This is a genomic window from Ferribacterium limneticum (assembly GCF_020510585.1).
Taxonomy (GTDB): Bacteria; Pseudomonadota; Gammaproteobacteria; order Burkholderiales; family Rhodocyclaceae; genus Azonexus.
This window is the reverse complement of the sequence record NZ_CP075190.1, coordinates 648,737-673,853: the sequence shown is the minus strand read 5'-3', so window position 1 is coordinate 673,853 and position 25,117 is coordinate 648,737. Positions and strand designations below refer to the sequence as shown.

Annotated in this window: 28 protein-coding genes; 23 read left to right on the top strand and 5 right to left on the bottom strand. The window is 58.5% G+C overall.

Translation table 11 applies throughout. The features are described 5' to 3' along the window. The first annotated feature begins 54 nt into the window (after window positions 1-54). Both KI613_RS03250 and KI613_RS03245 read left to right on the top strand, forming a co-directional pair. Entirely contained in the window at window positions 55-1,785 is a 1,731-nt protein-coding gene (locus KI613_RS03250) for a proline--tRNA ligase (RefSeq protein WP_226403792.1), read from the top strand. Next, window positions 1,773-2,384 carry a lytic transglycosylase domain-containing protein gene (locus KI613_RS03245; protein WP_226403791.1) on the top strand — a complete coding sequence of 204 codons (612 nt, stop codon included), beginning with the start codon at window positions 1,773-1,775 and terminating at the stop codon, window positions 2,382-2,384. The genes KI613_RS03250 and KI613_RS03245 overlap by 13 nt, the downstream gene beginning before the upstream one ends. A 68-nt stretch (window positions 2,385-2,452) precedes the next feature. Here KI613_RS03245 and ffh read toward each other — a convergent pair whose 3' ends face one another. Continuing rightward, window positions 2,453-3,808, bottom strand: coding sequence for a signal recognition particle protein (ffh, locus tag KI613_RS03240; protein WP_226403790.1), 1,356 nt, complete (start codon window positions 3,806-3,808; stop codon window positions 2,453-2,455). 29 nt (window positions 3,809-3,837) lie between these two features. Between ffh and KI613_RS03235 the strand changes: the two genes are divergently transcribed. From KI613_RS03235 to slmA, 15 genes are all read left to right on the top strand, one after another. Continuing rightward, window positions 3,838-4,677 (top strand): cytochrome C assembly family protein, encoded by an 840-nt coding sequence (locus KI613_RS03235; RefSeq protein WP_226403789.1) that lies wholly within the window; start codon window positions 3,838-3,840, stop codon window positions 4,675-4,677. Window positions 4,678-4,680: 3 nt separating this feature from the next. Then, complete coding sequence (locus tag KI613_RS03230; protein WP_226403788.1) at window positions 4,681-5,952, top strand: HlyC/CorC family transporter; 1,272 nt, start codon at window positions 4,681-4,683, stop codon at window positions 5,950-5,952. Between the two features lie 75 nt (window positions 5,953-6,027). Continuing rightward, window positions 6,028-7,743: a type IV-A pilus assembly ATPase PilB gene (gene pilB, locus KI613_RS03225; protein ID WP_226403787.1), complete on the top strand. Its 1,716-nt coding sequence runs from the start codon at window positions 6,028-6,030 to the stop codon at window positions 7,741-7,743. 15 nt (window positions 7,744-7,758) lie between these two features. Then, entirely contained in the window at window positions 7,759-8,985 is a 1,227-nt protein-coding gene (locus KI613_RS03220; RefSeq protein WP_226403786.1) for a type II secretion system F family protein, read from the top strand. Beyond that, window positions 8,985-9,839: a prepilin peptidase gene (locus KI613_RS03215; protein ID WP_226403785.1), complete on the top strand. Its 855-nt coding sequence runs from the start codon at window positions 8,985-8,987 to the stop codon at window positions 9,837-9,839. The genes KI613_RS03220 and KI613_RS03215 overlap by 1 nt, the downstream gene beginning before the upstream one ends. A gap of 71 nt (window positions 9,840-9,910) precedes the next feature. Beyond that, complete coding sequence (locus KI613_RS03210) at window positions 9,911-10,165, top strand: FmdB family zinc ribbon protein (protein ID WP_226403784.1); 255 nt, start codon at window positions 9,911-9,913, stop codon at window positions 10,163-10,165. Continuing rightward, entirely contained in the window at window positions 10,165-10,779 is a 615-nt protein-coding gene (locus KI613_RS03205) for a DUF502 domain-containing protein (RefSeq protein ID WP_310494693.1), read from the top strand. Before KI613_RS03210 ends, KI613_RS03205 begins: the two co-directional genes overlap by 1 nt. Window positions 10,780-10,796: 17 nt before the next feature. Continuing rightward, window positions 10,797-12,596 carry an aspartate--tRNA ligase gene (gene aspS / locus KI613_RS03200; RefSeq protein WP_226403782.1) on the top strand — a complete coding sequence of 600 codons (1,800 nt, stop codon included), beginning with the start codon at window positions 10,797-10,799 and terminating at the stop codon, window positions 12,594-12,596. A gap of 6 nt (window positions 12,597-12,602) precedes the next feature. Beyond that, window positions 12,603-12,962 carry a ribonuclease domain-containing protein gene (locus tag KI613_RS03195; protein WP_226403781.1) on the top strand — a complete coding sequence of 120 codons (360 nt, stop codon included), beginning with the start codon at window positions 12,603-12,605 and terminating at the stop codon, window positions 12,960-12,962. A 10-nt stretch (window positions 12,963-12,972) separates the two neighbouring features. Continuing rightward, window positions 12,973-13,401 carry a barstar family protein gene (locus KI613_RS03190; protein WP_226403780.1) on the top strand — a complete coding sequence of 143 codons (429 nt, stop codon included), beginning with the start codon at window positions 12,973-12,975 and terminating at the stop codon, window positions 13,399-13,401. After that, a complete protein-coding gene (nudB, locus tag KI613_RS03185; protein ID WP_226403779.1) occupies window positions 13,398-13,853 on the top strand; it encodes a dihydroneopterin triphosphate diphosphatase in 456 nt (151 codons plus the stop codon). Before KI613_RS03190 ends, nudB begins: the two co-directional genes overlap by 4 nt. 60 nt (window positions 13,854-13,913) lie before the next feature. Continuing rightward, window positions 13,914-14,330, top strand: a complete 417-nt coding sequence (locus KI613_RS03180) for an Hsp20/alpha crystallin family protein (protein ID WP_226403778.1) — start codon at window positions 13,914-13,916, stop codon at window positions 14,328-14,330. Window positions 14,331-14,413: 83 nt separating this feature from the next. Then, a complete protein-coding gene (gene argB / locus KI613_RS03175) occupies window positions 14,414-15,301 on the top strand; it encodes an acetylglutamate kinase (RefSeq protein ID WP_226403777.1) in 888 nt (295 codons plus the stop codon). Window positions 15,302-15,365: 64 nt separating this feature from the next. Next, window positions 15,366-16,028, top strand: coding sequence for a pyrimidine 5'-nucleotidase (locus KI613_RS03170; protein WP_226403776.1), 663 nt, complete (start codon window positions 15,366-15,368; stop codon window positions 16,026-16,028). 12 nt (window positions 16,029-16,040) lie between these two features. Continuing rightward, window positions 16,041-16,649: a nucleoid occlusion factor SlmA gene (gene slmA, locus KI613_RS03165; protein ID WP_226403775.1), complete on the top strand. Its 609-nt coding sequence runs from the start codon at window positions 16,041-16,043 to the stop codon at window positions 16,647-16,649. A 49-nt stretch (window positions 16,650-16,698) separates the two neighbouring features. On the opposite strand, the gene hemB is transcribed toward slmA, so the two are convergent. Both hemB and yihA read right to left on the bottom strand, forming a co-directional pair. Then, on the bottom strand, window positions 16,699-17,703 hold the full coding sequence (gene hemB / locus KI613_RS03160; protein ID WP_226403774.1) for a porphobilinogen synthase: 1,005 nt from the start codon (window positions 17,701-17,703) through the stop codon (window positions 16,699-16,701). A 134-nt stretch (window positions 17,704-17,837) separates the two neighbouring features. Further along, on the bottom strand, window positions 17,838-18,500 hold the full coding sequence (gene yihA / locus KI613_RS03155) for a ribosome biogenesis GTP-binding protein YihA/YsxC (RefSeq protein WP_226403773.1): 663 nt from the start codon (window positions 18,498-18,500) through the stop codon (window positions 17,838-17,840). 107 nt (window positions 18,501-18,607) lie between these two features. Between yihA and KI613_RS03150 the strand changes: the two genes are divergently transcribed. From KI613_RS03150 to KI613_RS03130, 5 genes are all read left to right on the top strand, one after another. Continuing rightward, window positions 18,608-19,243 (top strand): c-type cytochrome, encoded by a 636-nt coding sequence (locus tag KI613_RS03150; protein WP_226403772.1) that lies wholly within the window; start codon window positions 18,608-18,610, stop codon window positions 19,241-19,243. A 121-nt stretch (window positions 19,244-19,364) separates the two neighbouring features. Next, on the top strand, window positions 19,365-19,796 hold the full coding sequence (locus KI613_RS03145; RefSeq protein WP_226403771.1) for a CBS domain-containing protein: 432 nt from the start codon (window positions 19,365-19,367) through the stop codon (window positions 19,794-19,796). A gap of 1 nt (window position 19,797) precedes the next feature. Beyond that, entirely contained in the window at window positions 19,798-20,640 is an 843-nt protein-coding gene (locus KI613_RS03140) for an HDOD domain-containing protein (RefSeq protein WP_226403770.1), read from the top strand. Window positions 20,641-20,747: 107 nt separating this feature from the next. Beyond that, window positions 20,748-21,701, top strand: coding sequence for a protein-methionine-sulfoxide reductase catalytic subunit MsrP (gene msrP, locus KI613_RS03135; RefSeq protein ID WP_226403769.1), 954 nt, complete (start codon window positions 20,748-20,750; stop codon window positions 21,699-21,701). 1 nt (window position 21,702) lies between these two features. Beyond that, the gene (locus KI613_RS03130; RefSeq protein ID WP_226403768.1) at window positions 21,703-22,368 is read left to right on the top strand and encodes a protein-methionine-sulfoxide reductase heme-binding subunit MsrQ; all 666 of its coding nucleotides are present in this window, start codon (window positions 21,703-21,705) and stop codon (window positions 22,366-22,368) included. Window positions 22,369-22,424: 56 nt separating this feature from the next. Here the strand turns inward: KI613_RS03130 and KI613_RS03125 are convergent, their stop codons facing one another. Together KI613_RS03125 and bioB are read right to left on the bottom strand one after the other, a co-directional pair. Next, window positions 22,425-23,318, bottom strand: coding sequence for a methyltransferase domain-containing protein (locus tag KI613_RS03125; protein ID WP_226403767.1), 894 nt, complete (start codon window positions 23,316-23,318; stop codon window positions 22,425-22,427). Continuing rightward, window positions 23,315-24,298, bottom strand: a complete 984-nt coding sequence (bioB, locus tag KI613_RS03120) for a biotin synthase BioB (RefSeq protein ID WP_226403766.1) — start codon at window positions 24,296-24,298, stop codon at window positions 23,315-23,317. The genes KI613_RS03125 and bioB overlap by 4 nt, the downstream gene beginning before the upstream one ends. 56 nt (window positions 24,299-24,354) lie before the next feature. Here bioB and KI613_RS03115 point away from each other — a divergent pair, with 56 nt between their 5' ends. Then, a complete protein-coding gene (locus KI613_RS03115) occupies window positions 24,355-25,098 on the top strand; it encodes a ComF family protein (RefSeq protein ID WP_226403765.1) in 744 nt (247 codons plus the stop codon). Window positions 25,099-25,117: the final 19 nt, after the last annotated feature.

The window sequence follows — 25,117 nt, the reverse complement described above, 5'->3', positions numbered from 1 at the left end:
AAAGAAGCTGGACCGTGTAAAATCGGGGTTTCCCAACGAATTCAAGAGCATCCCATGCGCACTTCGCAGTTCTTTTTTAGCACTCTCAAGGAAGCACCGGCCGACGCTGAAGTTATCAGCCAAAAAATGATGCTGCGCGCCGGCTATATCAAGCGGGCGGCGGCTGGCATTTATACCTGGATGCCGCTTGGCCTGCGCGTGTTGCGCAAGGTCGAAAACATCGTGCGCGAAGAGATGAACAATGCTGGGGCTCTTGAGTTGCTGATGCCGGCCGTTCAACCGGCCGAACTTTGGCAGGAGTCAGGCCGCTGGGAGCAATATGGTCCGGAACTATTGCGTTTCAAGGATCGCCACCAGCGCGAATTCGTTATCGGCCCGACGCACGAGGAAGTGATTACCGACGTCGTGCGGCGTGATGTGAAGAGCTATCGCCAGTTGCCGATTCACCTGTATCAGGTGCAAACCAAGTTCCGCGACGAGATTCGCCCCCGTTTCGGCGTGATGCGCGGCCGCGAATTCCTGATGAAGGACGGCTACTCTTTCCATTCGTCCTTCGACGACCTGAAGCGCGAATACGGCAACATGTACGACACCTATAGCCGCATCTTTACGCGCCTCGGCCTGAGGTTCCGTGCGGTGGCGGCCGATACCGGCTCGATCGGTGGCACCGGATCGCACGAATTCCATGTGTTGGCTGACTCCGGCGAGGACGACATCGCCTTCTGCCCGGATTCCGGCTATGCGGCCAACGTTGAACTGGCCGAGGCCGTCGCCCCCTCCTCCGCGCGCGGCGCCGCGACGCAGACGATGACCAAGGTCGCCACGCCAGGCAAGATGGCTTGCGTCGATGTTGCCGAATGTCTGGGCGTACCGCTGGAAAAAATCGTCAAATCGATTGCAGTCATGAGCGAGAAGGAAGATGGCAGCACGACCTTCGCCCTGCTTTTGCTGCGCGGCGATCACGAACTGAATGAAATCAAGGCGAGCAAGATTGCCACCATCAACCCGTTCCGTTTCGCCACGGAGCGCGAGGTCGAGGAATACCTGGGCTGCCAGCCCGGTTATATCGGGCCTGCCACGGTCAACCGGGAAAAAGTGGCTATTTTTGCTGATCGTAGCGTTGCCGCGATGAGCGATTTCGTTTGCGGCGCCAATGAAGCGGGCTTCCACCTGACCGGAACCAATTTCGGCCGCGACCTGCCGGAGCCGGAAGTGGCCGATATCCGCAACGTCGTCGCTGGCGATCCCTCCCCTGATGGTCAAGGGACGCTGGAAATCCTCCGCGGCATCGAAGTCGGCCACATTTTCCAGCTTCGCCAGAAGTACGCCGAGGCGCTGAACTGCGCTTACCTCGACGAAAACGGCAAAAGCCAGATCATGGAAATGGGCTGCTACGGCATTGGCGTGTCGCGCATTGTCGGCGCCGCCATCGAGCAAGGCAACGACGACAAGGGCATCATCCTGCCACCGGCCATCGCGCCGTTCGAGGTTTGCCTGGTGCCGATGGGCTATCACAAGAGCGAGGCCGTCAAGGCGGCCGCCGACCAGTTGTACGGCGAATTGAAGGCGGCTGGCGTCGATGTCGTGCTCGATGACCGAAACGAGCGTCCCGGCGTCATGTTTGCCGACATGGAACTGATCGGTATCCCGCATCGCGTAGTCATTGGCGAGCGCGGCCTGAAGGAAGGCCAGCTCGAATACAAGGGCCGCCGCGATGCAGAACCGACGATGATCGCGCAAGCAGACGCGCTCAGCGTCCTCAAAGGAAAGTTGTGCGTCGCCTGATTACGGCCCTTTGTTTGTGTGGCGCGTCAGCGGCTTTCGCTGGCGCGCAAAAGTATGAACCGCTCTCGGCCAGCGTACAGGCCGCGCTGCACAAGGCTGTTTCAGACTCCCGCCCGACGGTCAGTTCATTCAAGACCCCGATGGAAGCGGCCGACTGGCTGGGCGAGATGTCCCGCCGCTTGGAAAAACGCATCCCGAACCGCGAATACCGCATCGATCTGCTGCGTAGCGTGCATTACGAAGCGACCCGCGCCGGGCTGGACCCGCAATTGGTGCTCGGCCTCATGCAGGTCGAATCCGGCTTTCGCAAATACGCCGTGTCGTCAGCCGGGGCGCGCGGCTACATGCAGGTGATGCCGTTCTGGGTCAAGGTCATCGGCCGGCCGGATGACTCGCTGTTCGACCTGCGAACCAGCCTGCGCTACGGCTGCACGATTCTGCGTCATTACCTGGATATCGAAAAGGGCGACCTGTTCCGCGCCCTCGGTCGCTACAACGGCAGCTTGGGCAAGCCGGAATATCCGAACATGGTTCGCGCTGCCTGGCAGAATCAGTGGGGCTACGACAAACCATCCAGGTTGGCCCAGTCTGGACTTTGATTTTCGGCGTTTTTTCCGGTTGACCGTGGAATTCCACGGTCAACCGGAAAAAACGGCCAAAATTGAAATCAGCGCATGCCGGGCATCATGCCCTTCATACCGCGCATCAACTTGCCGATGCCGCCCTTGGCCATCATCTTCATCATTTTCTGCGACTGCTCGAACTGGTTGAGCAGGCGATTGACTTCCTGCACCTGAACGCCCGCCCCCATCGCGATACGGCGCTTGCGACTGGCCTTGATCAGTTCCGGCTTGGCACGCTCGAGCGGGGTCATGGAATTGATGATGCCCTCGACGCGACCGACCATCTTGTTCTCGGCGCCAGCCGGCATCTGGCCAGCCATCTGCGCGATCTGAGCCGGCATCTTGTCCATCATCGCGGTCAGGCCGCCCATATTGCGCATCTGGGCGATCTGTTCCTTGAAGTCGTTGAGGTCAAAACCCTTGCCGGATTTGAGTTTCTTGGCGAAGGCAATCGCCTTTTCCTCGTCCAGACCCTTCTTGGCATCTTCAATCAGCGATAGCACGTCGCCCATGCCGAGAATCCGCGAGGCCATCCGTTCCGGATGGAAGGCTTCGAGGCCCGACAGCTTTTCGCCCACACCCGAGAACTTGATCGGCTTGCCGGTAACATGACGCACCGACAAGGCGGCACCACCACGCGAATCACCATCGAGCTTGGTCAGCACGACGCCGGTCAGCGGCAACGCCTCGTTGAAGGACTTGGCCGTGTTGACCGCATCCTGGCCCAACATGGCATCGACGACGAACAGTGTCTCAATCGGATTGATCGCCGCGTGCAGCCGCTTGATTTCGGCCATCATTTCTTCGTCGATAGCCAGACGACCGGCCGTATCGACTAACAGCACGTCGTGATAATGACGCTTGGCCCAATCCAGCGCCGCCAAGGCAATCGCCTCCGGCTTCTCGCCGATGGTCGACGGAAAGAAGTCGACACCAGCCTGCCCGGCCACCGACTTCAACTGCTCGATCGCCGCCGGACGATAAACGTCACAGGAAACCACGAGCACCTTCTTCTTGTGATTTTCCTTGAGAAACTTACCCAGCTTGCCGACGGTTGTCGTCTTGCCGGCGCCCTGCAAACCGGCCATCAGGATGATCGCCGGCGGCTGGGTATTGAAGTTGATCCCTTCATGGGCGTCGCCCATGATCTTGGTCAGTTCGGCATGCACGACACCGATCAGCGCCTGGCCAGGACTCAGCGAACCGATCACTGCCTCGCCCACCGCCTTCTCCTTGACGGCGGCAATGAAATCCTTGACCACCGGCAAGGCCACGTCGGCCTCGAGTAGCGCCATGCGCACTTCGCGCAAGGCATCGGCAATATTGGTTTCCGTCAGGCGAGCTTCGCCCTTCAGCGTCTTCATGACGCGAGCAAGGCGATTGGTCAGGTTATCGAGCATGTCGTTTGGGCTTCTAGTAGAATCTAAGGATGGTTGATATTGTAATTCAGCTTCTGCCGCACATTCTCGCCGCCCTGCTTTATGGTGCACTTGGCTTCCATTTCTGGAACACCCGCTGGCGCGAGGGAGAAAACCAGTGCGTCGCGTGTCCCATGCAAACCTGGGAGCGCATCGGCATTGCCGCCGCACTTTTCATTCATGCGGCAGGACTCTACGACGCCCTGTTTGCCGAAGTCGGCATGCGCTTCTCGTTCAGTTTTGCCCTGTCGCTCATGATGTGGCTCGCCGTTCTCATTTACTGGCTGGAGAGCTTCATGGCCCGCATGGAGGGCATGCAACCCATGGTCCTGCCACTAGCCGCGCTGTGTACAGCACTCCCGGTCATCTTCCCGAACGTACATCTGGTCGCCCACGCCAGCGCCACCGGCTTCAAACTCCACTTCCTGGCCGCCATGCTGGCCTACAGCTTGCTGACCCTGTCTGCACTGCACGCGATTTTCATGGGCTTTACCGAGAACGCCCTGCACAAACGCTCGCTGAAACGCAGCCTGAACAGTCTGCCGCCCCTGCTGACCATGGAAAAGCTGCTGTTCCGGATGCTGCTGATCGGCTTCATTCTGCTGACACTCACCGTCGGCAGCGGCGTGCTCTTCTCCGAAGCCCTGTTTGGCAAGCCACTGACGGTGGATCACAAAACCCTGTTCGCCTTTGCTTCGTGGGGCATCTTCGCCACCCTTCTGGTCGGGCGCCACGCCTGGGGCTGGCGCGGCAAACGCGCCCTGCGCTGGACCCTGGCCGGATTCGCGCTGCTGATTCTGGCCTACGTCGGCAGCCGCTTCGTCGCCGAAGTCATCCTGGGGCGCGTCTGAGCCGTGGATGAAATCCCCTTATCGGCGCTACTTATAGTGCTGGTTGTGCTGTTGGCCATGTCGGCCTTTTTTTCGCTCAGCGAAACTGCCATGATGGCCAGCAACCGCTTTCGCCTCCGCCACTTGGCCCAATCCGGACATCGTGGAGCACAAAAAGCAATCTCCCTGCTCGACAAGACCGACAAAATGCTCGGCGTCATCCTGCTCGGCAACAATCTGGTCAACTCAGCCGCCGCCACCCTCGTCGGGGTAATCACCATCGCGCTGTTCGGCGAAGAAAAGTGGGCGCTGGCCGTGGGCACCCTGGCCGTCACCTTTGCCATCCTCGTCTTCTCGGAAATCACCCCCAAGATCATTGGCGCCACCCACGCCGATCGCCTGGCCGTCCGCCTTGGCTACATACTGACCCCGCTGCTCCGGCTCTTTTACCCCGCGGTCTGGTTCATCAACCTCTTCGCCAGCGGCCTGCTTCGACTTTTTCGTCTGACGCCGAAAAGCTCCGACGGGCCCGCCAAACTATCCCCTGAAGAGTTGCGCAGCCTGGTGCTCGAGTCATCACACCTGATGCCCCAGAAGCACCACGCGATTCTTTCAAGCCTGTTTGAACTCAACAACATTACCGTCGAAGATGTCATGACGCCTCGTGGCAGCATTGAAATCCTCGATCTCGACCAAGAATGGAATGAGGTACACGCCCAACTCGCCACCAGCCATCACAGCCGACTTCCTGTCTGCCGTGAATCGCTGGACCAGTTAATCGGCGTACTGCCGGTTCGCCGCTTGCTCACCAACCTTGGCGACCAGGATTTCGACGAAGCAGCCTTGTTGCAACAATTGCAGGCACCTTATTACATTGCCCCAGGCACACCGGTTTTTTCGCAACTCGCCTTTTTCCAGGAAAACCGCCAACGAATCGGCTTCGTTGTGGACGAATACGGCGAGATCCTCGGCCTTCTGACGCTTGAGGACATCATTGAAGAATTCGTCGGCGATTTCACCACCTCCCTACCCGGCCTCAGTCACGAACTTGGCTGGTCAGAGGCAGGTGACGCCATCGTCGAAGGCTCCCGCGCCCTACGTGACCTTAACCGGATGCTTGGCCTGGATTTCCCAATCGATGGCCCCAAAACGCTGAATGGTCTGATTCTCGAACATTTCCAGGACATTCCGGAGTCCGGCACCAGTATCAAGCTAGCGGGGGTCGCCGTCGAAGTGCTTCAGACCCAGGACCGAAGTGTCGTTACCGTCCGTATCTTTCGACCTGAAACCACCTAGCAACCCAGCTATCCTTTACAAACGGGCGCCTGCGTAGCATCATCAAGCGATCTAATCAGCATTTCATATTGATCAATGGCAGCAACACCTCAAAATCCTCCACTCGGCGGCTTGGCACGAGCCCTTGTACAGGCCGGGCAACTCAAGGAGGCTGAGGCAGAACAATTGCTGGCACAAGCTCACAGCAGCAAGACATCGCTGATCGAGCAGATCATCATCAGCCAGAAAGCTGGCGCGCTTGATATCGCGCGTTTTGTTGCTGACACCTTTGGCTATCCATTGCTCGATCTCGCAGCCTTCGACGAGGCGCACATTCCGTCCGATGCAATCGACCGGAAGCTGATTGCCACGCACAAGGTAATCCCGCTCAACAAACGCGGCAACCGCCTTTCGGTCGCCATTGCCGACCCGACCAATCTACGCGCCCTAGACGAAATCCGCTTTCAGACGGGACTCGCTGTTGACCCCATCGTCGTCGAGCAATCCAAACTCGCGCCTCTGGTCGCCAAGTACGCCGAATCAGCCGCAGACGCACTCAAGAATTTCACCAACGAAGACATCAACCTGGACTTTCTCGACGAGGAAGCTGCGGGCAAAGTCGACGAAGCAGCCGGCCAGGAAATCGATGATGCGCCGGTTGTTAAATTCATTCAGAAAATGCTGCTCGATGCCATCAACGACGGCGCATCCGACATCCACTTTGAACCCTACGAAAAGTTCTACCGCATCCGCTTTCGTGTCGACGGCATCTTGCGTGAAGTAGCTACCCCCCCCTTGGCGATCAAGGAGAAAATTGCCTCGCGCATCAAAGTCATTTCCCGACTGAACATTGCAGAAAAGCGCGTCCCGCAGGACGGGCGTATGCGGCTTGTTCTATCGAAGAGTCGCGCCATCGATTTCCGGGTCAGCACCCTGCCGACATTGCAGGGCGAAAAAATCGTAATGCGGATTCTCGACCCCACGTCAGCCACATTGGGCATTGAGGCACTCGGCTACGAGCCGGAACAGAAGGCAGTGCTGCTGGAAGCCATCAGCCGGCCTTACGGAATGATTTTGGTAACCGGGCCGACAGGCTCCGGCAAAACTGTATCGCTCTACACCTGCCTCAACATCCTGAACAAGGATGGGATCAATATTTCAACAGCCGAAGATCCCGCTGAAATCAATCTTCCCGGTGTCAATCAGGTCAACGTCGATGATCGCGCGGGATTAACTTTCCCTGTCGCGCTGAAAGCCTTTCTACGCCAGGATCCAGACATCATCATGGTCGGCGAAATCCGCGACCTGGAAACTGCCGAGATATCGATCAAGGCAGCCCAGACCGGCCACCTTGTGCTGTCTACACTGCATACCAATGACGCACCACAAACCTTGACCCGCCTGATGAACATGGGGGTCCCCATGTTCAACATTGCCTCAAGCGTTCTACTGATCACTGCTCAACGCTTGGCCCGCCGGCTCTGCAACTGCAAGAAACCCATCACAGTTCCAGAGCAGGCCCTTCTTGACGCAGGCTATGCGGAGGCCGACCTCGACGGATCCTGGACCCTGTTTGGTCCAAGCGGTTGTGATCGCTGCAAAGGTACAGGCTACAAGGGGCGAGTCGGCATCTATCAGGTCATGCCGATATCCGAGGCTATGCAACGTTTGATCTTGAGCGGTGCCACTGCGCTTGACCTTGGCGCACAAGCAAAGACCGAAGGCGTGAAAAACCTGCGCGAATCCGGTTTGCTAAAGGTAAAACAAGGCATGACGTCACTTGACGAAGTCTTAAGCACTACCAACGCCTAATGAAAAGGAAAAGATATGGCTACCGCCGCAAGATCTAAGGCCTCGGCAGTCAAGGAAAACACCTTCCTCTGGGAGGGAAAGAACAAAGACGGAAAAACCGTTCGGGGCGAAATGCGCGCAGCGAGCGACTCTGTCGTGCAAACCACGTTGCGTCGGCAAGGTATAACCAGCGTTAAGGCCAAGAAAGTCCGCTTCAAGACTGGCGGCAAGATTACCGAAAAGGACATCTCCCTTTTCACCCGCCAATTGGCAACCATGATGAAATCGGGCGTTCCTTTACTACAATCATTCGATATTGTCGGCCGAGGGCATTCCAATCCCGCTGTGGGCAAGCTGTTGCTCGACATAAAAGCGGATGTCGAAACAGGTAGTTCACTGTCTCAAGCCTTCCGTAAGTTTCCGCTGCAATTCGACGCTTTGTATTGCAACTTGGTGGCTGCTGGCGAACAGGCAGGCATTCTGGACACATTGCTTGACCGCCTTGCAACCTATAAGGAAAAAATTCTGGCGATCAAAGGCAAGATAAAGTCGGCGCTGTTTTATCCGATTGCAGTCTTGGTGGTTGCCTTCATTATCACAGCCGTGATCATGATTTTCGTCATCCCGGCCTTCAAGGAAGTCTTCCAGAGCTTTGGCGCCGACCTGCCCGCGCCGACCTTGTTTGTAATCGCGCTTTCCGACTTTTTCGTTTCCTATTGGTGGGCCATATTCGGCATTCTCGGCGGTGGCCTCTACGCTTTTCTAGAGAGCTGGAAGCGCTCAGAAAAAATCCAGATGGCTATGGATCGACTGCTTTTGAGAATGCCCATTTTTGGAGAAATCGTCCGCAAGTCGGTCATTGCTCGCTGGACCAGAACCCTGGCCACCATGTTTGCTGCTGGCGTGCCGCTGGTTGAATCCCTCGAGTCAGTTGGCGGCGCCGCCGGCAACCATGTTTACAAAGTTGCGACCCGACAGATTCAGAGCGAGGTATCCACTGGTCTCAATCTGACTACCGCAATGCAAAACGTAAATATATTCCCCAACATGGTAATCCAAATGGTATCTATCGGAGAGGAATCCGGTGCCTTGGACTCCATGCTATCCAAGGTTGCCGATTTTTTTGAACAGGAAGTCGATGACGCAGTGGATGCGATGTCCAGCCTGATGGAGCCTATCATCATGGTGGTCCTCGGCACGCTGATTGGCGGCATGGTTGTTGCCATGTATCTACCAATATTCAAGATCGGAGCCGTCGTCTAATGCTTCCGGAAACCCTGGGCGGCTTGGCTGCTGCGGCCGGGCTGCTCGGCCTGTGTGTTGGCAGTTTTCTTAACGTAGTCATTCATCGACTGCCCAAAATGATGGAGCAGGAATGGCAGGCGCAATGTGCCGAATTGCGGGGAGAAGCGGGGCCGACCGTGGCAGAACCCTTATCTCTCGCAAAGCCACGCTCACGGTGTCCTACCTGCGGCCACCAAATTACGGCCGTCGAGAATATCCCGATTATCAGCTATCTGTTGATTCTCAAGGGGAAATGCTCGGGATGCCATGCGCGCATTTCGCCCCGCTATCCGTTTATCGAAGCACTTACGGGCCTGATCTCGGCTTATGTTGCCTGGCATTTCGGTCCAACACTTCAAGCAGCCGGCGCGCTCGTATTGGTCTGGGCCCTGATTGCGCTCGCCGCCATCGACCTTGACACCCAACTATTGCCGGACTCGATCACCCTGCCATTGCTCTGGCTGGGTCTCACTCTTAACCTGTGGGGAGCATATGCTGACCTTCCCTCCGCAGTCGTCGGCGGGATGCTAGGCTATCTGGCGCTATGGAGCGTATTTTGGTTATTCAAGCTGGCCACCGGCAAGGAAGGCATGGGTTACGGCGATTTCAAACTCCTTGCCGCGCTCGGGGCATGGCTGGGCTGGCAAATGCTGCCAGCCATTATCCTGCTCTCCTCTGTCGTCGGTGCCATCGTCGGTATCACGCTGATCGTTGCCACCCGCCATGGGCGCAACGTTCCGATTCCGTTCGGCCCTTATCTTGCGGCAGCTGGGGGGATCGCCCTTTTCTGGGGTGAGGCAATCACGCACAGTTATCTTGGTCTGATCGGTTGAAAAAAGCCGTCCTCGCCCCGATATAGCCAACTCCGACTCTCGGTTATAATTCAAGGTTTTGGAGGACTCCCATGCCGATTTACGAATATCGCTGTGACTCCTGCGGCTTCCAGAAAGAACATCTGCAAAAAATGAGCGATCCCGTGCTCACGATTTGCCCGGAATGCAGCAAGGAAAGCTACAGCAAGCTACTTTCCGCCGCCGGCTTTCAGCTCAAGGGCAGTGGCTGGTATGCCACCGACTTCAAGGGTGGCAGCAAGAAAGCAGATTCCGCCCCCCCATGCCAGACTGGAGAAGGAAGCTGCTCGTCGTGCGTGGCCAACTGATCAAACGCTATTTCATCACGGGCCTGCTCATCTGGGTTCCGCTGGTCATCACCGGCTGGGTGCTGTCGATGATCATCAGCACGCTCGATCAGTCCTTGCGCCTGCTGCCCGAGGGCATGCATCCGCAAAGTTTGGTGGGGTTTGCCATTCCTGGCGCCGGTGCTGTTCTGACGCTCGCGATGATTCTGTTTACCGGCCTGCTTGCCACCAATTTCATTGGCCAGAAGCTGGTTGTCTGGTCAGAAAAAATTCTGGCTCGCATTCCTGTCGTCAACTCGGTTTACCATAGCGTAAAACAGGTTTCCGACACGCTTTTTTCGCCGAATGGAAATGCCTTTCGCAAGGCACTGCTCATCCACTACCCCCACCAGGGAAGTTGGACCATTGCCTTCCAGACCGGACATCCCGGCGGCGATATCGTCAACCATCTCGACGGTGAGCATGTCAGCGTCTACGTGCCGACCACGCCAAACCCGACTTCGGGCTTTTTCCTGATGCTCCCTGCCAAAGATGTCATCGAACTTGAAATGACCGTCGACGAAGCGCTCAAATACATCATCTCGATGGGCGTCGTGGCCCCCCAGCCCCACCCCCGAGTCATCACTCACTCCTGAATTAACCGGAAAGTTTCATGCGTAGCCATTATTGCGGACAACTCAACAGCGCCCTCGACGGGCAAATCGTCACATTGTGCGGCTGGGCCCATCGCCGACGCGACCACGGCGGCGTCATCTTCATCGACCTGCGCGATCGCGAAGGCCTTGCACAGGTTGTTTGCGATCCTGATCGCGCAGCCACTTTCGCCATCGCCGAATCGGTCCGCAATGAGTTTTGTCTGAAGATCACCGGCAAGGTACGCCCACGCCCCGCAGGCACTACGAACGCAAACCTGGCATCCGGCGAAATCGAAATCCTCTGCCATGAGATCGAGGTGTTGAACCCCTCCGTCACGCCACCGTTCCAACTCGACGAAGACAATCTCTCGGAAAACGTTCGCCTCCTGCACCGCGTTATCGACCTGCGCCGCCCGCAGATGCAGAACAACCTGATGTTGCGCTACAAGACTGCCCGGGCATTCCGCCGCTTCCTCGACGACAACGGCTTCATCGACATCGAAACACCGATGCTGACCAAGTCTACCCCGGAAGGCGCACGAGATTATCTGGTGCCATCCCGCGTCCATCCTGGACAGTTCTTCGCCCTGCCGCAATCGCCGCAGCTCTTCAAGCAGCTGCTGATGGTCGCTGGTTACGACCGCTACTACCAGATCGTCAAATGCTTCCGCGACGAAGACCTCCGCGCTGACCGTCAGCCGGAATTCACCCAAGTCGATATCGAGACCTCGTTCATGAGCGAGGCCGAGATCATGGCTTTGACGGAAAAGCTGATCCGCACCGTCTTCAAGGAAGCGATCGACGTCGATCTGCCGGACTTCCCTCGCATGACCTACGCTGAAGCCATGCACCGTTTCGGCTCGGACAAGCCGGACCTGCGCGTTACGCTCGAACTGACCGAGGTCACCGACGCCTTCAAGGATGTCGCCTTCAAGGTCTTTGCCGGCGTTGCCAACAGCGAAGGTGGCCGCATCGCCGCCATGCGCATTCCGGGCGGCGCCACGCTGACCCGCGGAGAGATCGATGCCTACACCCAGTTCGTCGGTATCTATGGCGCTCGCGGCTTGGCTTACATCAAGGTCAATGACGTTACCCAGATCAACGAAACCGGCCTGCAATCGCCGATCGTCAAGAACCTTTCCGAAGCCTCGCTCAAGGCCGTCATCGAACGCACCGGCGCCCAATCCGGCGACCTGATCTTCTTTGGCGCCGACAAGGCCAAGATCGTCAATGACGCCCTCGGCGCGCTGCGTATCAAGATCGGCCACGAAAAAGGCTTCGTCACCGGCGCCAAGTGGGCGCCGCTGTGGGTCATCGACTTCCCGATGTTCGAGTACGACGACGAGAACAAGCGTTGGTCGGCCTGCCACCATCCGTTTACCAGCCCCAAGGACGATCACCTCGACCTGCTGGTCAGCGATCCGGGCAAGTGCTTGGCCAAGGCCTACGACCTGGCGCTCAACGGCTGGGAACTGGGCGGCGGTTCGGTCCGTATTCACCGCGCCGACGTGCAGGAAAAGGTCTTCTCGGCCCTCAACATCGGCCCGGAAGAACAGCAAGCCAAGTTCGGATTCCTGCTCGATGCGCTGAAGTACGGCGCCCCGCCGCATGGCGGCCTGGCTTTCGGTCTGGATCGTATCGTCACCATGATGACCGGCGCCGAATCGATTCGCGACGTGATCGCCTTCCCGAAAACCCAGCGCGCCCAGTGTTTGCTGACTGATGCGCCGTCCGGTGTCGACGAGAAGCAGCTACGCGAACTGCACATCCGCTTGCGCCAGAAGGTCGAAACGCAAGTCGAAGTCAGCCCGACCTAAACGCCAATGCAGATTTGCCTGCGCCTCCTGATCGTCGCCTGGCTGGCGATCGGGAGCGCATTCGCTTTCAGTTTCGAGCGCGATGCTGCGGTCGACACGATTTTGGCGGCAAATTTGCCCGCCGAAGCCCGGCAAACACTTTCTCTCATCAAGGCCGGCGGGCCATTTCCCTATGAGCGCGATGGCATCGTATTCGGCAACTTTGAGAAACGCTTACCCTTGCACCCGCGTGGCTATTACCGGGAGTACACGGTAAAAACGCCATGGCGCAAGGATCGCGGGCCACGCCGGATCATCGCCGGTCGCGACGACAATTACTTTTACACCGACGACCACTACCGGACCTTTCGGCGAATCGCGGAATAGGGACATATCGATGAGCGACAACCTGCTCGAAAATGCCAGTGCATCCGGGGTATTCCACTTGGCTGCAACTCAACAATCCACCATCGAAACAGCCGCCAAGCAGGCAGATCTCTGCGTCCTGAAGGCCGACATCGTCAGGCCCGCTTCAACGCAGGACGTATTGCTTCAACTAGGTACCGCGCTCAATTTTCCGAGCTGGTACGGCGCCAATTTCGATGCGCTATATGACTGCCTGACCGACCCCGACTGGCAACCCGCCAAGGGTCACGTCCTGTTCATCAACGGCGTAACCCGCTTGCGCGCAACGCAGCCGGTTGATTTCGCCACTTTGATCACAGTCTTGCAGGCGGCAGCCGAAGACAGGCGCAAAACGCATGTGCCCTTCTGGGTGCTGATCGACGCCCCGGCCCGAGGCATTACGACGCTCGCCGAGGCATGACCACCGGTCACAAACAGCCGGTTTCCGTGCTGGTCGTCATTCACACCGCCGCCCTTGACGTACTCCTGCTGGAGAGATCTGCCCACCCGGGATTTTGGCAATCTGTAACGGGCAGCCGCGAAGGCAGCGAAACACTGATCGACACAGCTCGCCGCGAAGTCCTCGAGGAGACCGGGATAGCCACGGCCAATGGCCTCCTTGTTGACTGGCAGATGACCAACACCTTCGAAATTTTTACCGAATGGCGGCACCGCTACGCACCAGGGGTCAGCCAAAACGTTGAACATGTCTTCAGCCTGGAATTGGCTGATCGGCCGACCATCCTCACGGCTCCTGACGAACACCGGGACTGGCAATGGCTACCCTGGCGAGAGGCCGCCGAGCGCTGCTTCTCATGGAGCAACCGGGATGCCATTCTTATGCTCCCCAAAAAGCCTTCGTTCGGGACTTGAAACTGCCAAAACCTCTCCTATATTTGGTCCATGAAAGCTTCATTCACCAAGGAGAAAACCATGGCAAACATCACCCGAATCGACCCATTCGACGACCTGTTCCGCGGCTTTTTCGTACGCCCCGTGGATTTTGACGGCGCCCCGGCCCAACCGCCTTCCATCAAGATGGATGTCAAGGAACAGGGCGACTGCTATCTGATCCATGCCGACCTGCCTGGCGTCAAGAAAGAAGATATCCATGTCGTCGTTGATGGCAATCAGATTTCGGTCAGCGCCGAAGTCAAACAGGAAAAAGAAGTCAAGGAAGGTGAGCGCGTACTGCGCTCCGAACGCTATTTCGGCAAGGTTTCCCGTTCGTTCCAACTGGGACAGGAAATTGACGATGGGAAAGCTGTCGCCAAGTTCAACGATGGCGTCCTTGAACTGACTTTGCCCAAGCGGACCGAAACCACCAGCAAACGCCTAAGCATCGTTTAAGGCCAGCACCGCTCACAAAAGGCCGGACCCCGTTCCGGCCTTTTTCTTTGTACAATCCGCGGCGATTCCACTTGGAGCCCGCCATGCGCATCGAAGACCTCACCCCCGGCATCAAGGCCGCCGTTCTGGCCGAAGCCCTGCCCTACATCAAGCGTTTCCACGGCAAAACCATCGTCGTCAAATATGGCGGCAACGCGATGACCGACGAGCACCTGAAAAGCTGCTTCGCCCGTGATGTTGTGCTGCTCGAACTGGTTGGCTTCAACATCGTTGTCGTGCATGGCGGTGGCCCGCAGATCGAAAACCTGCTCGCCCGCGTCGGCAAGAAGGGTGAGTTCATCCAGGGCATGCGCGTCACCGATGCCGAAACCATGGAAGTGGTCGAAATGGTGCTCGGTGGTCAGGTCAACAAGGACATCGTCAACCTGATCAACCAGCATGGCGGCAAAGCCGTCGGCCTGACTGGCAAGGATGGCAACTTCATCCGCGCCAAGAAGCTCATGCTGGAAAACAAGGACCATCCGGGCGACCTGATTGACGTCGGCCAGGTCGGCGAGATCGTTTCCATCGACCCGACCCTGATCGACCACCTCGACAAGGGTTCCTTCATCCCGGTCATCGCCCCGATCGGGGTTGGCAAGGATGGCGAGACCTACAATATCAACGCCGACGTCGTCGCCGGCAAGATCGCCGAAGTCCTCAAGGCCGAAAAGCTGGTCCTGCTCACCAACACGCCGGGTGTGCTCGACAAGAACGGCGAACTGATCACCGGCATCACGCCCAAGCAGATCGACGAAATGGTTGAGGATGGCACCCTGTCCGGCGGCATGCTGCCGAAAATCGGCTCGGCGCTCGATGCCGCCCGCAACGGCGTCAAGGGCGTGCACATTATCGACGGTCGCGTCGAACATGCGTTGTTGCTGGAAATTCTGACCGACCACGGCGTCGGCACGATGATCAAGTCGCACTAATGCTTGATTGGCCCCCGAAAAGCCCGCGCCAGCGGGCTTTTTCCTTTCTGCAACGGGAAATGCCATGAAAAACCCGGTCTGGTTGTTCGACCTCGACAACACGCTGCACAACGCGACGCCGCACATCTTTCCTCACATCAACCGTTCGATGCGCCAATACATCGAGCGCCATCTGGGCGTAGACGAGCACGAGGCAACGCGCATTCGACAAGGCTACTGGGAACGCTATGGCGCCACGCTGCTCGGCCTGATGCGCCACAACGACATTGACCCGCGCCATTTCCTGCGCGAAACCCATCAGTTTCCCGATCTGCCACGCATGGTCGTTTTCGACAAACCACTGCTCCACACGCTGCGCCGACTACCCGGCCGCAAGATCATCTTCTCCAACGCACCACGGCATTACGCCGAGGCCATTCTTGATTTCACCGGACTCGGCCGCTGCTTCGATGCCGTTTATACGGTCGAAAACCTGCGTTTTCAGCCCAAGCCCATGCTGTCCGGATTTCGCACCCTGCTCCGCGCCGAACACCTCGACCCGCGCCGTTGCATCATGATCGAAGACAGTCTGGCCAACCTGGTCACCGCCAAAAAGCTCGGCATGAAAACCGTGTGGGTGAGCGCTGGCTCACGCCAGTCGCCTTTTGTTGACGTTAAAATCCGCTCGGCAACACAATTATCAAAATGCTACGGTCGACTGGAAATTTCGGCCAAAAATGAAATCTGAGGAGGGGGAAACATGGCGACAAAACCGGGCGAACGGCGCCTGCAAATCCTGCAGACGCTAGCCGAAATGCTGGAAACCCCGAAAGGGGAAAAGATCACCACCGCCGCACTGGCTGCCAAACTGGAATGTTCCGAAGCGGCGCTCTACCGCCATTTCGCCAGCAAAGCCCAAATGTTTGAAGGTCTGATTGAATTCATCGAACAAAACCTGTTCAGCGTCATCAATAAGATCACCACCGAGGAAAACGAAGGTTTCAAGCAAGTCGAGCTGATCATTGGCCTGCTACTGCGTTTTGCCCAGCGCAATCGGGGCATGACCCGCGTGCTGATCGGCGATGCCCTGGTCAACGAAAACGAGCGCTTACAGGTCCGCATCAATACTTTGCTCGACAAAGTCGAAGCGGCCATCAAACTGGCGTTGCGCATCGCCGCCACGCAGGAAAACCTCAAGCCCGACGCCGACTTCGGCGCCCTGGCCAACCTGCTACGCTGCTACGTCGTCGGCCGCTGGGAACAATACGCCCGTAGCGGCTTCACGCGCGAACCGCTGACTCAATGGCCGCAACAATGGCCGATGCTCTACTTCGCCTGCCTGTCGCAATCCGGCGCACCGGGCGCCTGAAAAACAAATGGCGGCCCAGGCCGCCATTTTTGCATCCTGAACCCGCTTTTCAGCCCTTCAGGTACTCCGCCGCATCCAATGCAAAGTAGGTCAGGATGCCATCGGCTCCGGCCCGCTTGAACGCCAGCAGGCTTTCCAGCACGCAGGCCTTCTCGTCCAGCCAACCGTTCTGCGCCGCAGCCTTGAGCATCGCGTACTCGCCGCTAACCTGGTAGGCATAGGTCGGCACCTTGAACTCGTCCTTGACGCGCCGGACGATGTCCAGATACGGCATGCCGGGCTTGACCATGACCATATCGGCGCCTTCTTCGAGGTCAAGCGCCACTTCACGTAGCGCCTCGTCGGAATTCGCCGGGTCCATCTGGTAGGTGTACTTGTTGCCCTTGCCCAGATTGGCGGCCGACCCGACCGCATCGCGGAAAGGGCCATAGAAGGCCGAGGCATACTTGGCCGAGTAAGCCAGAATGCGCGTGTAAATCTGCCCGGCGCCTTCCAGCTCTGCACGAATACGGGCAATACGGCCGTCCATCATGTCCGACGGTGCGACGACATCCGCCCCCGCCTCGGCATGACAAAGCGCCTGCCTGGCCAGCACTTCCAGCGTCTCGTCATTGAGCACATAACCGGTTTCGTCGATCAGGCCATCCTGCCCATGGCTGGTGTAGGGGTCGAGGGCCACGTCGGTAATCACCCCAAGATTCGGAAATTCGCGCTTCAGCGCCTTGATCACGCGCGGCACCAGACCATTGGCGTTGTACGCCTCTTCGGCCCCGAGCGACTTCAGCGACGCATCGATCACCGGAAACAACGCCAAAGCCGGAATGCCGAGCTTCACCGCGCGTTCCGCCGTTTTCAGCAAAACATCCAGCGACTGACGCTCGACACCGGGCATGGACGACACCTTTTCGATGCGCCCTTCACCCTCCAGCACAAAAACCGGGTAAATAAAATCGTCGGCCGTCAGGACCGACTCCCGCATCAAACGGCGGGAGAAATCATCACGCCGCATCCGGCGCATCCGGGTTCCGGGAAAACCACCACTCACTACAGCCATGCCTCAACCTCAATCAATTGATCACAGAAAAATTTTGATGCCCGGCGGAACTTCCCGCCTTGACGCGCGTCAGATTCCGCAGATGGCACGCGCTATCTCCCGCTTCACCTCCCTGAGCGGGCGCCTTGACCCTGTTAAGGCTTTTTAGCCCCCGGACCCCCCTTATCCGGGGGCCCTTTGTTTTCTTTTGACTTGATTTCGATTTCCAGCCAGCTGGCGAGAACGCCCTCAGCCTCTTCGACACCGGTCTTTTTCAAGCTGGAAAAGAGCTGGACCGAATACAGCGCCGCATCGCCCCACGTCGCCACCTCGGCCTTGACCGAACGCAGCGACTTGGTCTGCTCCTGCCGGCTCAATTTGTCGGCCTTGGAAAGCAGAATGTGGATAGGCCGCCCCGTTGGGCGAAACCAGTCGATCAGGCGCAAATCAAGGTCGGTCATCGGCCGACGGATGTCCATAATGACCACCAGCCCGGCCAGTTGGTCCCGCTTGCTCAGGTAAGGACCAATCAGCCCCTCCCACTGCGAACGGATCGCCTCTGGCGCCTTGGCGTAACCGTAGCCGGGCAGGTCGACGAAATACTTGCCATCGGCCAGCGTGAAATAATTCAGATGCTGGGTCCGACCGGGTGTTTTGCTGACATAAGCGAGGCGAACACGCCCCGCCAGGGTATTAATGGCAGAAGACTTTCCGGCATTGGAACGGCCGGCAAAAGCCACTTCGCGGACAGAATCCTGCGGTAAATCACGGAGATTGGCGACGGTTGTCAAAAAAACCGCCTGCTGGAACAGAGGCATAAAAAACTCAGAAGACCCGCCAAGAGGGCGGAGAACTGATATAGAATAACAGGTTTGTAACCTCCGTTCCGGCCAAAGCGCCCATAAACGCGCACTAGGAGTTCGAAATGATCCGTAAAGCGGCACTGGCAATCCTTTTCGCCACCAGTTTCGTCACCCACGCTTCCGAAGAAGCGCATGCCAAGGCTGACCCAGCCAAGGGCAAGGCTATTGCTGAATCCATCTGTGTCGCCTGTCATGGCGCCGATGGCAACAGCCCGGCTTCGGCCAATCCGAACCTGGCTGGCCAGGTTGAGGAATACATCGCCAAGCAACTGAAGAATTTCAAGCCGGTTGGCGACAAGCCGCCCGTGCGCAACAACCCGATCATGGCCGGTATGGCTGCCCCGCTCTCCGACGACGACATCAAGAACGTCGCCGCCTGGTTCTCCAGCCAGAAACAGAAACCGGCCGCCGCCAAGGACCAAACCCAGATCGCGCTGGGCCAGAAAATCTGGCGCCAGGGTGACTTCAAGAAGGGCGTTCCCGCCTGTGCCGGCTGTCACGGCCCGGCTGGTGCCGGCCTGCCAGCCCAGTACCCGCGCCTGGCTGGTCAGTTCCAGGAATACACTGAAGCCCAGTTGAAGGCTTTCCGTGTTGAGGAACGCGGCAACGACCCGGAAAAGATGATGCGCATGATCGCGGCCAAGTTGTCCGACGCTGAAATCAAGGCCGTCGCCGAATACGCTGCCGGCCTGCGCTAATTCGCGCACCAGCAAGGAAAAGGCAGCTTCGGCTGCCTTTTTTGTTTTTCTGGTGCTTGGCAGTCCACGTCGACGCGACTAGACTGGACGCACAACACCCCACCGGAGTAGGAGGCAAAACATGAAGACGCTCAAACAGCTTCTCGCAGGCAGGAATCGCCCACTGGCAGTCGTCGCACCTGGCGACACTGTTTTTCACGCTCTCACGGTAATGGCCAAGCACGAGGTCGGTGCCGTGTTGGTTCTTGACGGCGAACAACTGGTCGGCATTTTTTCCGAACGCGACTATGCTCGGAAAATAATCCTGCAAGGCAAAACCTCCAAGGAAACACTGGTCCGCGAAATCATGAGCGACAAGGTTGCCTACGTTACCCCGAGCGTTTCTCTCGACGAATGTATGGCCCTGATGACCGAAAAGCATTTCCGCCACCTGCCCGTACTGGACGAAGGCGGTAATGTCCTCGGCATCATCTCCATCGGTGATCTGGTCAAGGAAACCATCTGCGACCAGCAATTCCTGATCGCCCAACTGGAACATTACATTGCCGGCTGAGATGGCAAGCAGTCGCAGTATTCACTTTCACATTCTTGAAGATATCGCCCGTGACCTGTCGGGCGATATCAATTTCCCGACCTGTCTCGACGCAGCCCTGCTTGTTCGTAACGCGCTGAAAGATCCGTACGCCAGCGCCGAGCAGGTGGTGCAGGCGATCAGCGTCGAGCCGCTGATCTCCAGCAAGCTTTTACGCCTGGCCAACTCGGTCGCCTACAACCCGTCAGGCGAGCAAGTTTCCAACCTGAATGCCGTAGTCAAACGACTGGGGTTCGATATCGTCCGCACGACCTCGCTGGCTGTTGCCATGGATCAGATGTTGCGATCAAAAAATCTCGCGGCCTATGACCATATCGCCCGGCAAACCTGGGAACATTCCTTGCAGGTTGCCGCAATTGCCCGCGTGCTGGCGCGCAATCTCGGCCGTGTTCCGCCCGAAAATGCCATGCTGACCGGACTGGTCCATAACATCGGGATCTTCTACCTGCTGTTTCGCGCGGCCGAATACCCGGAATACCGCACCGACGAACCGGCAATGATCGAACTCCTGGCCGGCTGGCACGAAGGGATAGGCGAGAGCCTGTTGCACATCCTGGGACTTCCGGCAGCGATCACCGATGCCGTGCGCGACCAAAGCCATTTGAGTCGGGTCGAAACGCCATGCACCATCAGCGACGTGCTCTATTTCGCCATCGTGCTCGCCGGCAACGGCCTGCCGTGGCAAAGCAGCGTCATCGACGCCGAGGAAGAAGCCAGGCGCGAGGCGGACCGCGTGCGCTACGCCGATCTACTGACGGCAGCCGAAGAGGACATCATCGAGTTGCGGGCAGCGCTTTCTGCCTGAACCTGCGGGCATCCTGACAGTCTCAAATTCAGCGCTTCCGGGCATCAGTTGTAAGGATTCCGGAATGACGCCGACTAATGGATATTCAAGCCCAACCAGGAAACGTCATGCTGATTCGCCGCGCCCCGGAAATACCGAACTCCGAAATAACCGATCCCCAGATTTACTCCGGTCGCCGTGACTTCGTTCGAACGCTGGCCCTCGGTCTCGGCGCAGCCAGCCTCGGCCTGGCCCATGGAGCAGAAAGCCGCGAGGGACGGGGCAGCCCATTCGGGAATCTGCTCTCCAGCCCACTGTCGACGCGCGATGACAAACTGACGCCCTACCAGTCGATGACGACTTACGGCAATTTTTACGAATTCGGGCCGGACAAGGACAGCCCGGCAAAAAATGCCCACCGTTTGCGTACGCAGCCGTGGACAGTGACGATCGACGGCGAAGTCAAAACGCCAAAGACTTTCGCCATCGAAGATATTCTGAAGTGGGCACCGCTTGAAGAGCGCATTTACCGGCTGCGCTGCGTCGAAGGCTGGAGCGCCGTCGTACCCTGGGTCGGTTTTTCATTCAACGAACTGCTCAAACGGGTCGAACCGACCGGCAACGCCAAGTTTGTCGAATTCTGGAGCCTGGCCGATCCCGAACAAATGCCCTACGTACGCATTCCACTCCTTGATTGGCCGTATGTCGAAGCACTCAGGCTGGATGAAGCACGACATCCGCTGACGCTTCTCGCGGTCGGCATGTACGGCGAAGTCATGCCGAAGCAGAACGGGGCTCCGCTTCGTCTCATCGTGCCTTGGAAATATGGCTTCAAGGGGGCAAAATCCATCGTCCGCATCCGCTTCGTCGAGAAGCAGCCGCAAACGGCATGGATGAAAGCCGGGCCTGACGAGTATGGCTTCTACTCCAACGTCAATCCGGACGTTCCGCACCGGCGCTGGAGTCAGGCCAACGAACGCCGTCTCGGCGAATTCCTCAAACGCAAGACCCTGCCCTTCAACGGCTACGCCGAGCAGGTCGCCGGTCTGTACGCCGGCATGGATTTACGGAAAAATTTCTGACATGAGCTTCAACCCCGACAACCGCCAACTCGGCGGGATCAAGATTGCCCTCTTCGCCCTCTGCCTGATCCCCGCAATGCGCCTGGTGTGGGCCGCCTATACCAACGACTTCGGCGCCAACCCGGTGGAGTTCGTCCAGCGCTGGACGGGCACCTGGACCTTCAACTTCCTGCTCATCACGCTCTGCGTCACGCCATTGCGGGCGATCACGCAAATGCACTGGCTGACGCGGCTGCGGCGGATGCTCGGACTCTTCTGCTTTTTCTACGCCACGCTGCACTTCCTGAGCTTCATCGGCTTCGATCATGACTTCCTGATCGAGGACATCGCCAAGGACATTTTCAAGCGCCCCTTCGTGACGGTTGGTTTTGCCGCCTTCCTGCTCCTGATTCCACTTGCTGCGACCTCGAGCAACTGGGCCATTCGCCAGCTGGGCGGACGAAAATGGCAGGAATTGCACCGCAGCATCTACCTGATCAGCATTCTCGCCACGGTGCATTATTTCTGGCTGGTCAAGGCCACAGCGCTGCTTTGGCCGCTGGCTTATTCCGTGGCGGTCGCCCTTCTGCTCGGCTGGCGGATTCGTGAACGCAAGCGCAAGGCGATCCCGGTACCGCAGAGTGCTGCTGTCAAGCCATTGAAATTCTTCAAGCAAAAGCCGAATTGATCGCGCCGGGCATTTCCACGGTCAACCGGGAAAAATGACCAAAATCGACCTGCCGCTCAGCCCTTGCGCGGCAGGTCGAAGCGGACAATGGCACGGCCATCCGGTGTTTTCTTCGGCTCTGCCTTCCAGGCGTGGCCGTAGATGACTTCGAAGGTCGCCGGCAGCCGGCCGTCCTTGCGCATGGCTTCGTAGGCCGCCTTGGCGCGTTCCCAGGATTTCCGGCCGGTCATCCCGTGGCGCCGGGCCTTCATGGAGCACGACGAGCCGGCGGCACGCAATTCGGCGAACATGGCGTCCACATCGTCGTAGGTCAGCGTGATGACTTCCATGTCCATGACAGGATCAGCAAAACCGCAGCCGACCAGCATGTCACCAAGATCGTGCATGTCGGCGAAACGCTGGGTGTGAGCGTAGCCATCGGCGAAAGCAGAGCGCAGTTCCTTGAGCGTATCCGGGCCGAGCGTCGAGAACATCAGCAGGCCTCCGACTTCGAGCACGCGATGCGCCTCGGCCAGTGCCGGGATGGGATCGTCCAGCCAGTGCAGCAGCAGATTGGACCAGACTATTGCGGTCGACCGGGATTTCAGGGGTAAATTGGCCGCATCGGCAGCGAGGCGAAGCGGCTCGGAATTCTTGCCAATGCCCAGCCAACGCTGCCAGCCGGCGCGCGGAACACGGCCCGCCGAGAGCATGGCCGGCGCGACGTCCAGACCGATCAGTTCAGCCTCGGGATAGCGGGCGGACAAGCCGGGAAAGCTCCCGCCACGACTGCAACCGAGGTCGAGAATCCGCTTCGGTTCGACCTTGACGAAATCAAGCCGCTCCTGCATCCGGCGATCGACTTCGCGGGCGAAAAAATCGCCTTCGCCATACGTCGCGGCGACTCTGGCAAAGCGTCGACCGACGTGTTGCCGGTCGACGAAACCTGAATGCGGGCTGGGTGGGCTCAAATTGCCTTGACGCCGAGACGGGCAAACAGTGCGTCGTCGCGTTCGATATCGGGATTGCCGGTGGTCAGCAGAAAATCGCCATAGAACATCGAATTGGCGCCAGCCAGGAAGCACAGGGCCTGCAATTCGTCGCTCATTTCCTGACGACCAGCCGACAGGCGAACCCACGAGGTCGGCATCATGATGCGGGCGGCAGCGATGGTGCGCACGAACTCGAACGGGTCGAGGCGGTCCTTGTCGGCCAGCGGGGTACCGGGAATTGGCACGAGGTTATTGATTGGCACGGACTCCGGCGCCTTGGGCAGGTTGGCCAGTTGGACAAGCAGACCGGCGCGGTTCTTGCGCGACTCGCCCATGCCGATGATGCCACCCGAACAGACATTGATACCGGCATCGCGAACCTGTTCTAGCGTATCGAGGCGGTCGTCCTGGGTGTGCGTCTTGATGACCTGACCGTAGAACTCCTTGTCGGTATCAAGATTGTGGTTGTAGTAGTCGAGGCCAGCTTCCTTGAGCTTTTCCGCCTGACCGTCCTTGAGCATGCCGAGCGTCACGCAGGTCTGCATGCCGAGCGCCTTCACTTCACGGACCATGTCGAGCACGCGGTCGAGATCGTTGTCCTTCGGTCCCTTCCAGGCGGCGCCCATGCAGAAGCGCGAAGCGCCCTTGGCCTTGGCGGCCTGGGCGGCGGCGACTACCTCGTTGAGCGGCATCAGGCGTTCGCGCTCGGTGTCGGTGTCGTAACGGGCCGACTGCGAGCAATAGCTGCAATCTTCGGAACAGCCGCCGGTCTTGACCGAAAGCAGCGTCGAGCGTTGAATGGCATTCGGATCGAAATTTTCGCGGTGCACACCTTGCGCACGCCAGATCAAATCCATCAGCGGCAACTCGTAGAGCGCGAGTACTTCAGGAACCGACCAGAGACGGGCGGGAGCAGACTGGGAAACAGACGAAACGGCGGCGACGGAGCTAGCTTGCATGAAAGGCCTTGCGTGAAAAATGCTATAAAAATCAGATACGAAGCGCATCGGTAATTATGGATTATCACGGACACTCCGGCTGGCTGTCAATTTTACCCCAGCCCGATGGGCTCAAACGGCTTGGTCGGAAAATCCTCGACGCAACCCTGCCGGGCAGCTGCCTGCTCTGTGGCGCCGACAGCCAGGGGAGCCTGCTCTGCCCGCCATGCACCAACGATCTTCCCGTGTTGCCCGAGGCTCTGTGCCCGATCTGCGCCGTCCCTACGACGCACGGCGAACGTTGCGGCGCCTGCCTGCGCGAGACACCGCATTTCGCACGGACCATCGCCCTCTTTTGCTACGATTTTCCGGCCGACCGCATCGTTCATGCACTCAAGTATGGGCACCAACTGGCGGTGGCCGGCTGGGCCGGACAAAAGCTGGCCGAACTGGCCGGCGCCAACGTATTCGACTGCATCGTCCCCCTGCCCCTGCACCCCGAACGCCTGCAGGAAAGAGGCTTCAACCAGTCCGCCGAGATCGCCAGGGCATTTCAATTTTGGGCAAAAATTCCGGTTGACCGTGGGAATGTGCTGCGCACGCGGGTAACGCCGCCCCAAGCCACGATGCCACACAAGGAACGTCACAAAAACGTCCGTGGCGCCTTCGAATGCCGGCGCGACTTCACCGGCCAGCGCCTGCTGCTCATCGACGATGTGATGACCACCGGCGCCACCGCCAACGAGTGTGCCCGCGTCCTCAAACTGCATGGCGCCGCCGAGGTCACCGTTGCCGTCATCGCCCGTGCGCTACGGCACTGAATCCATGCTCTAATTCGCC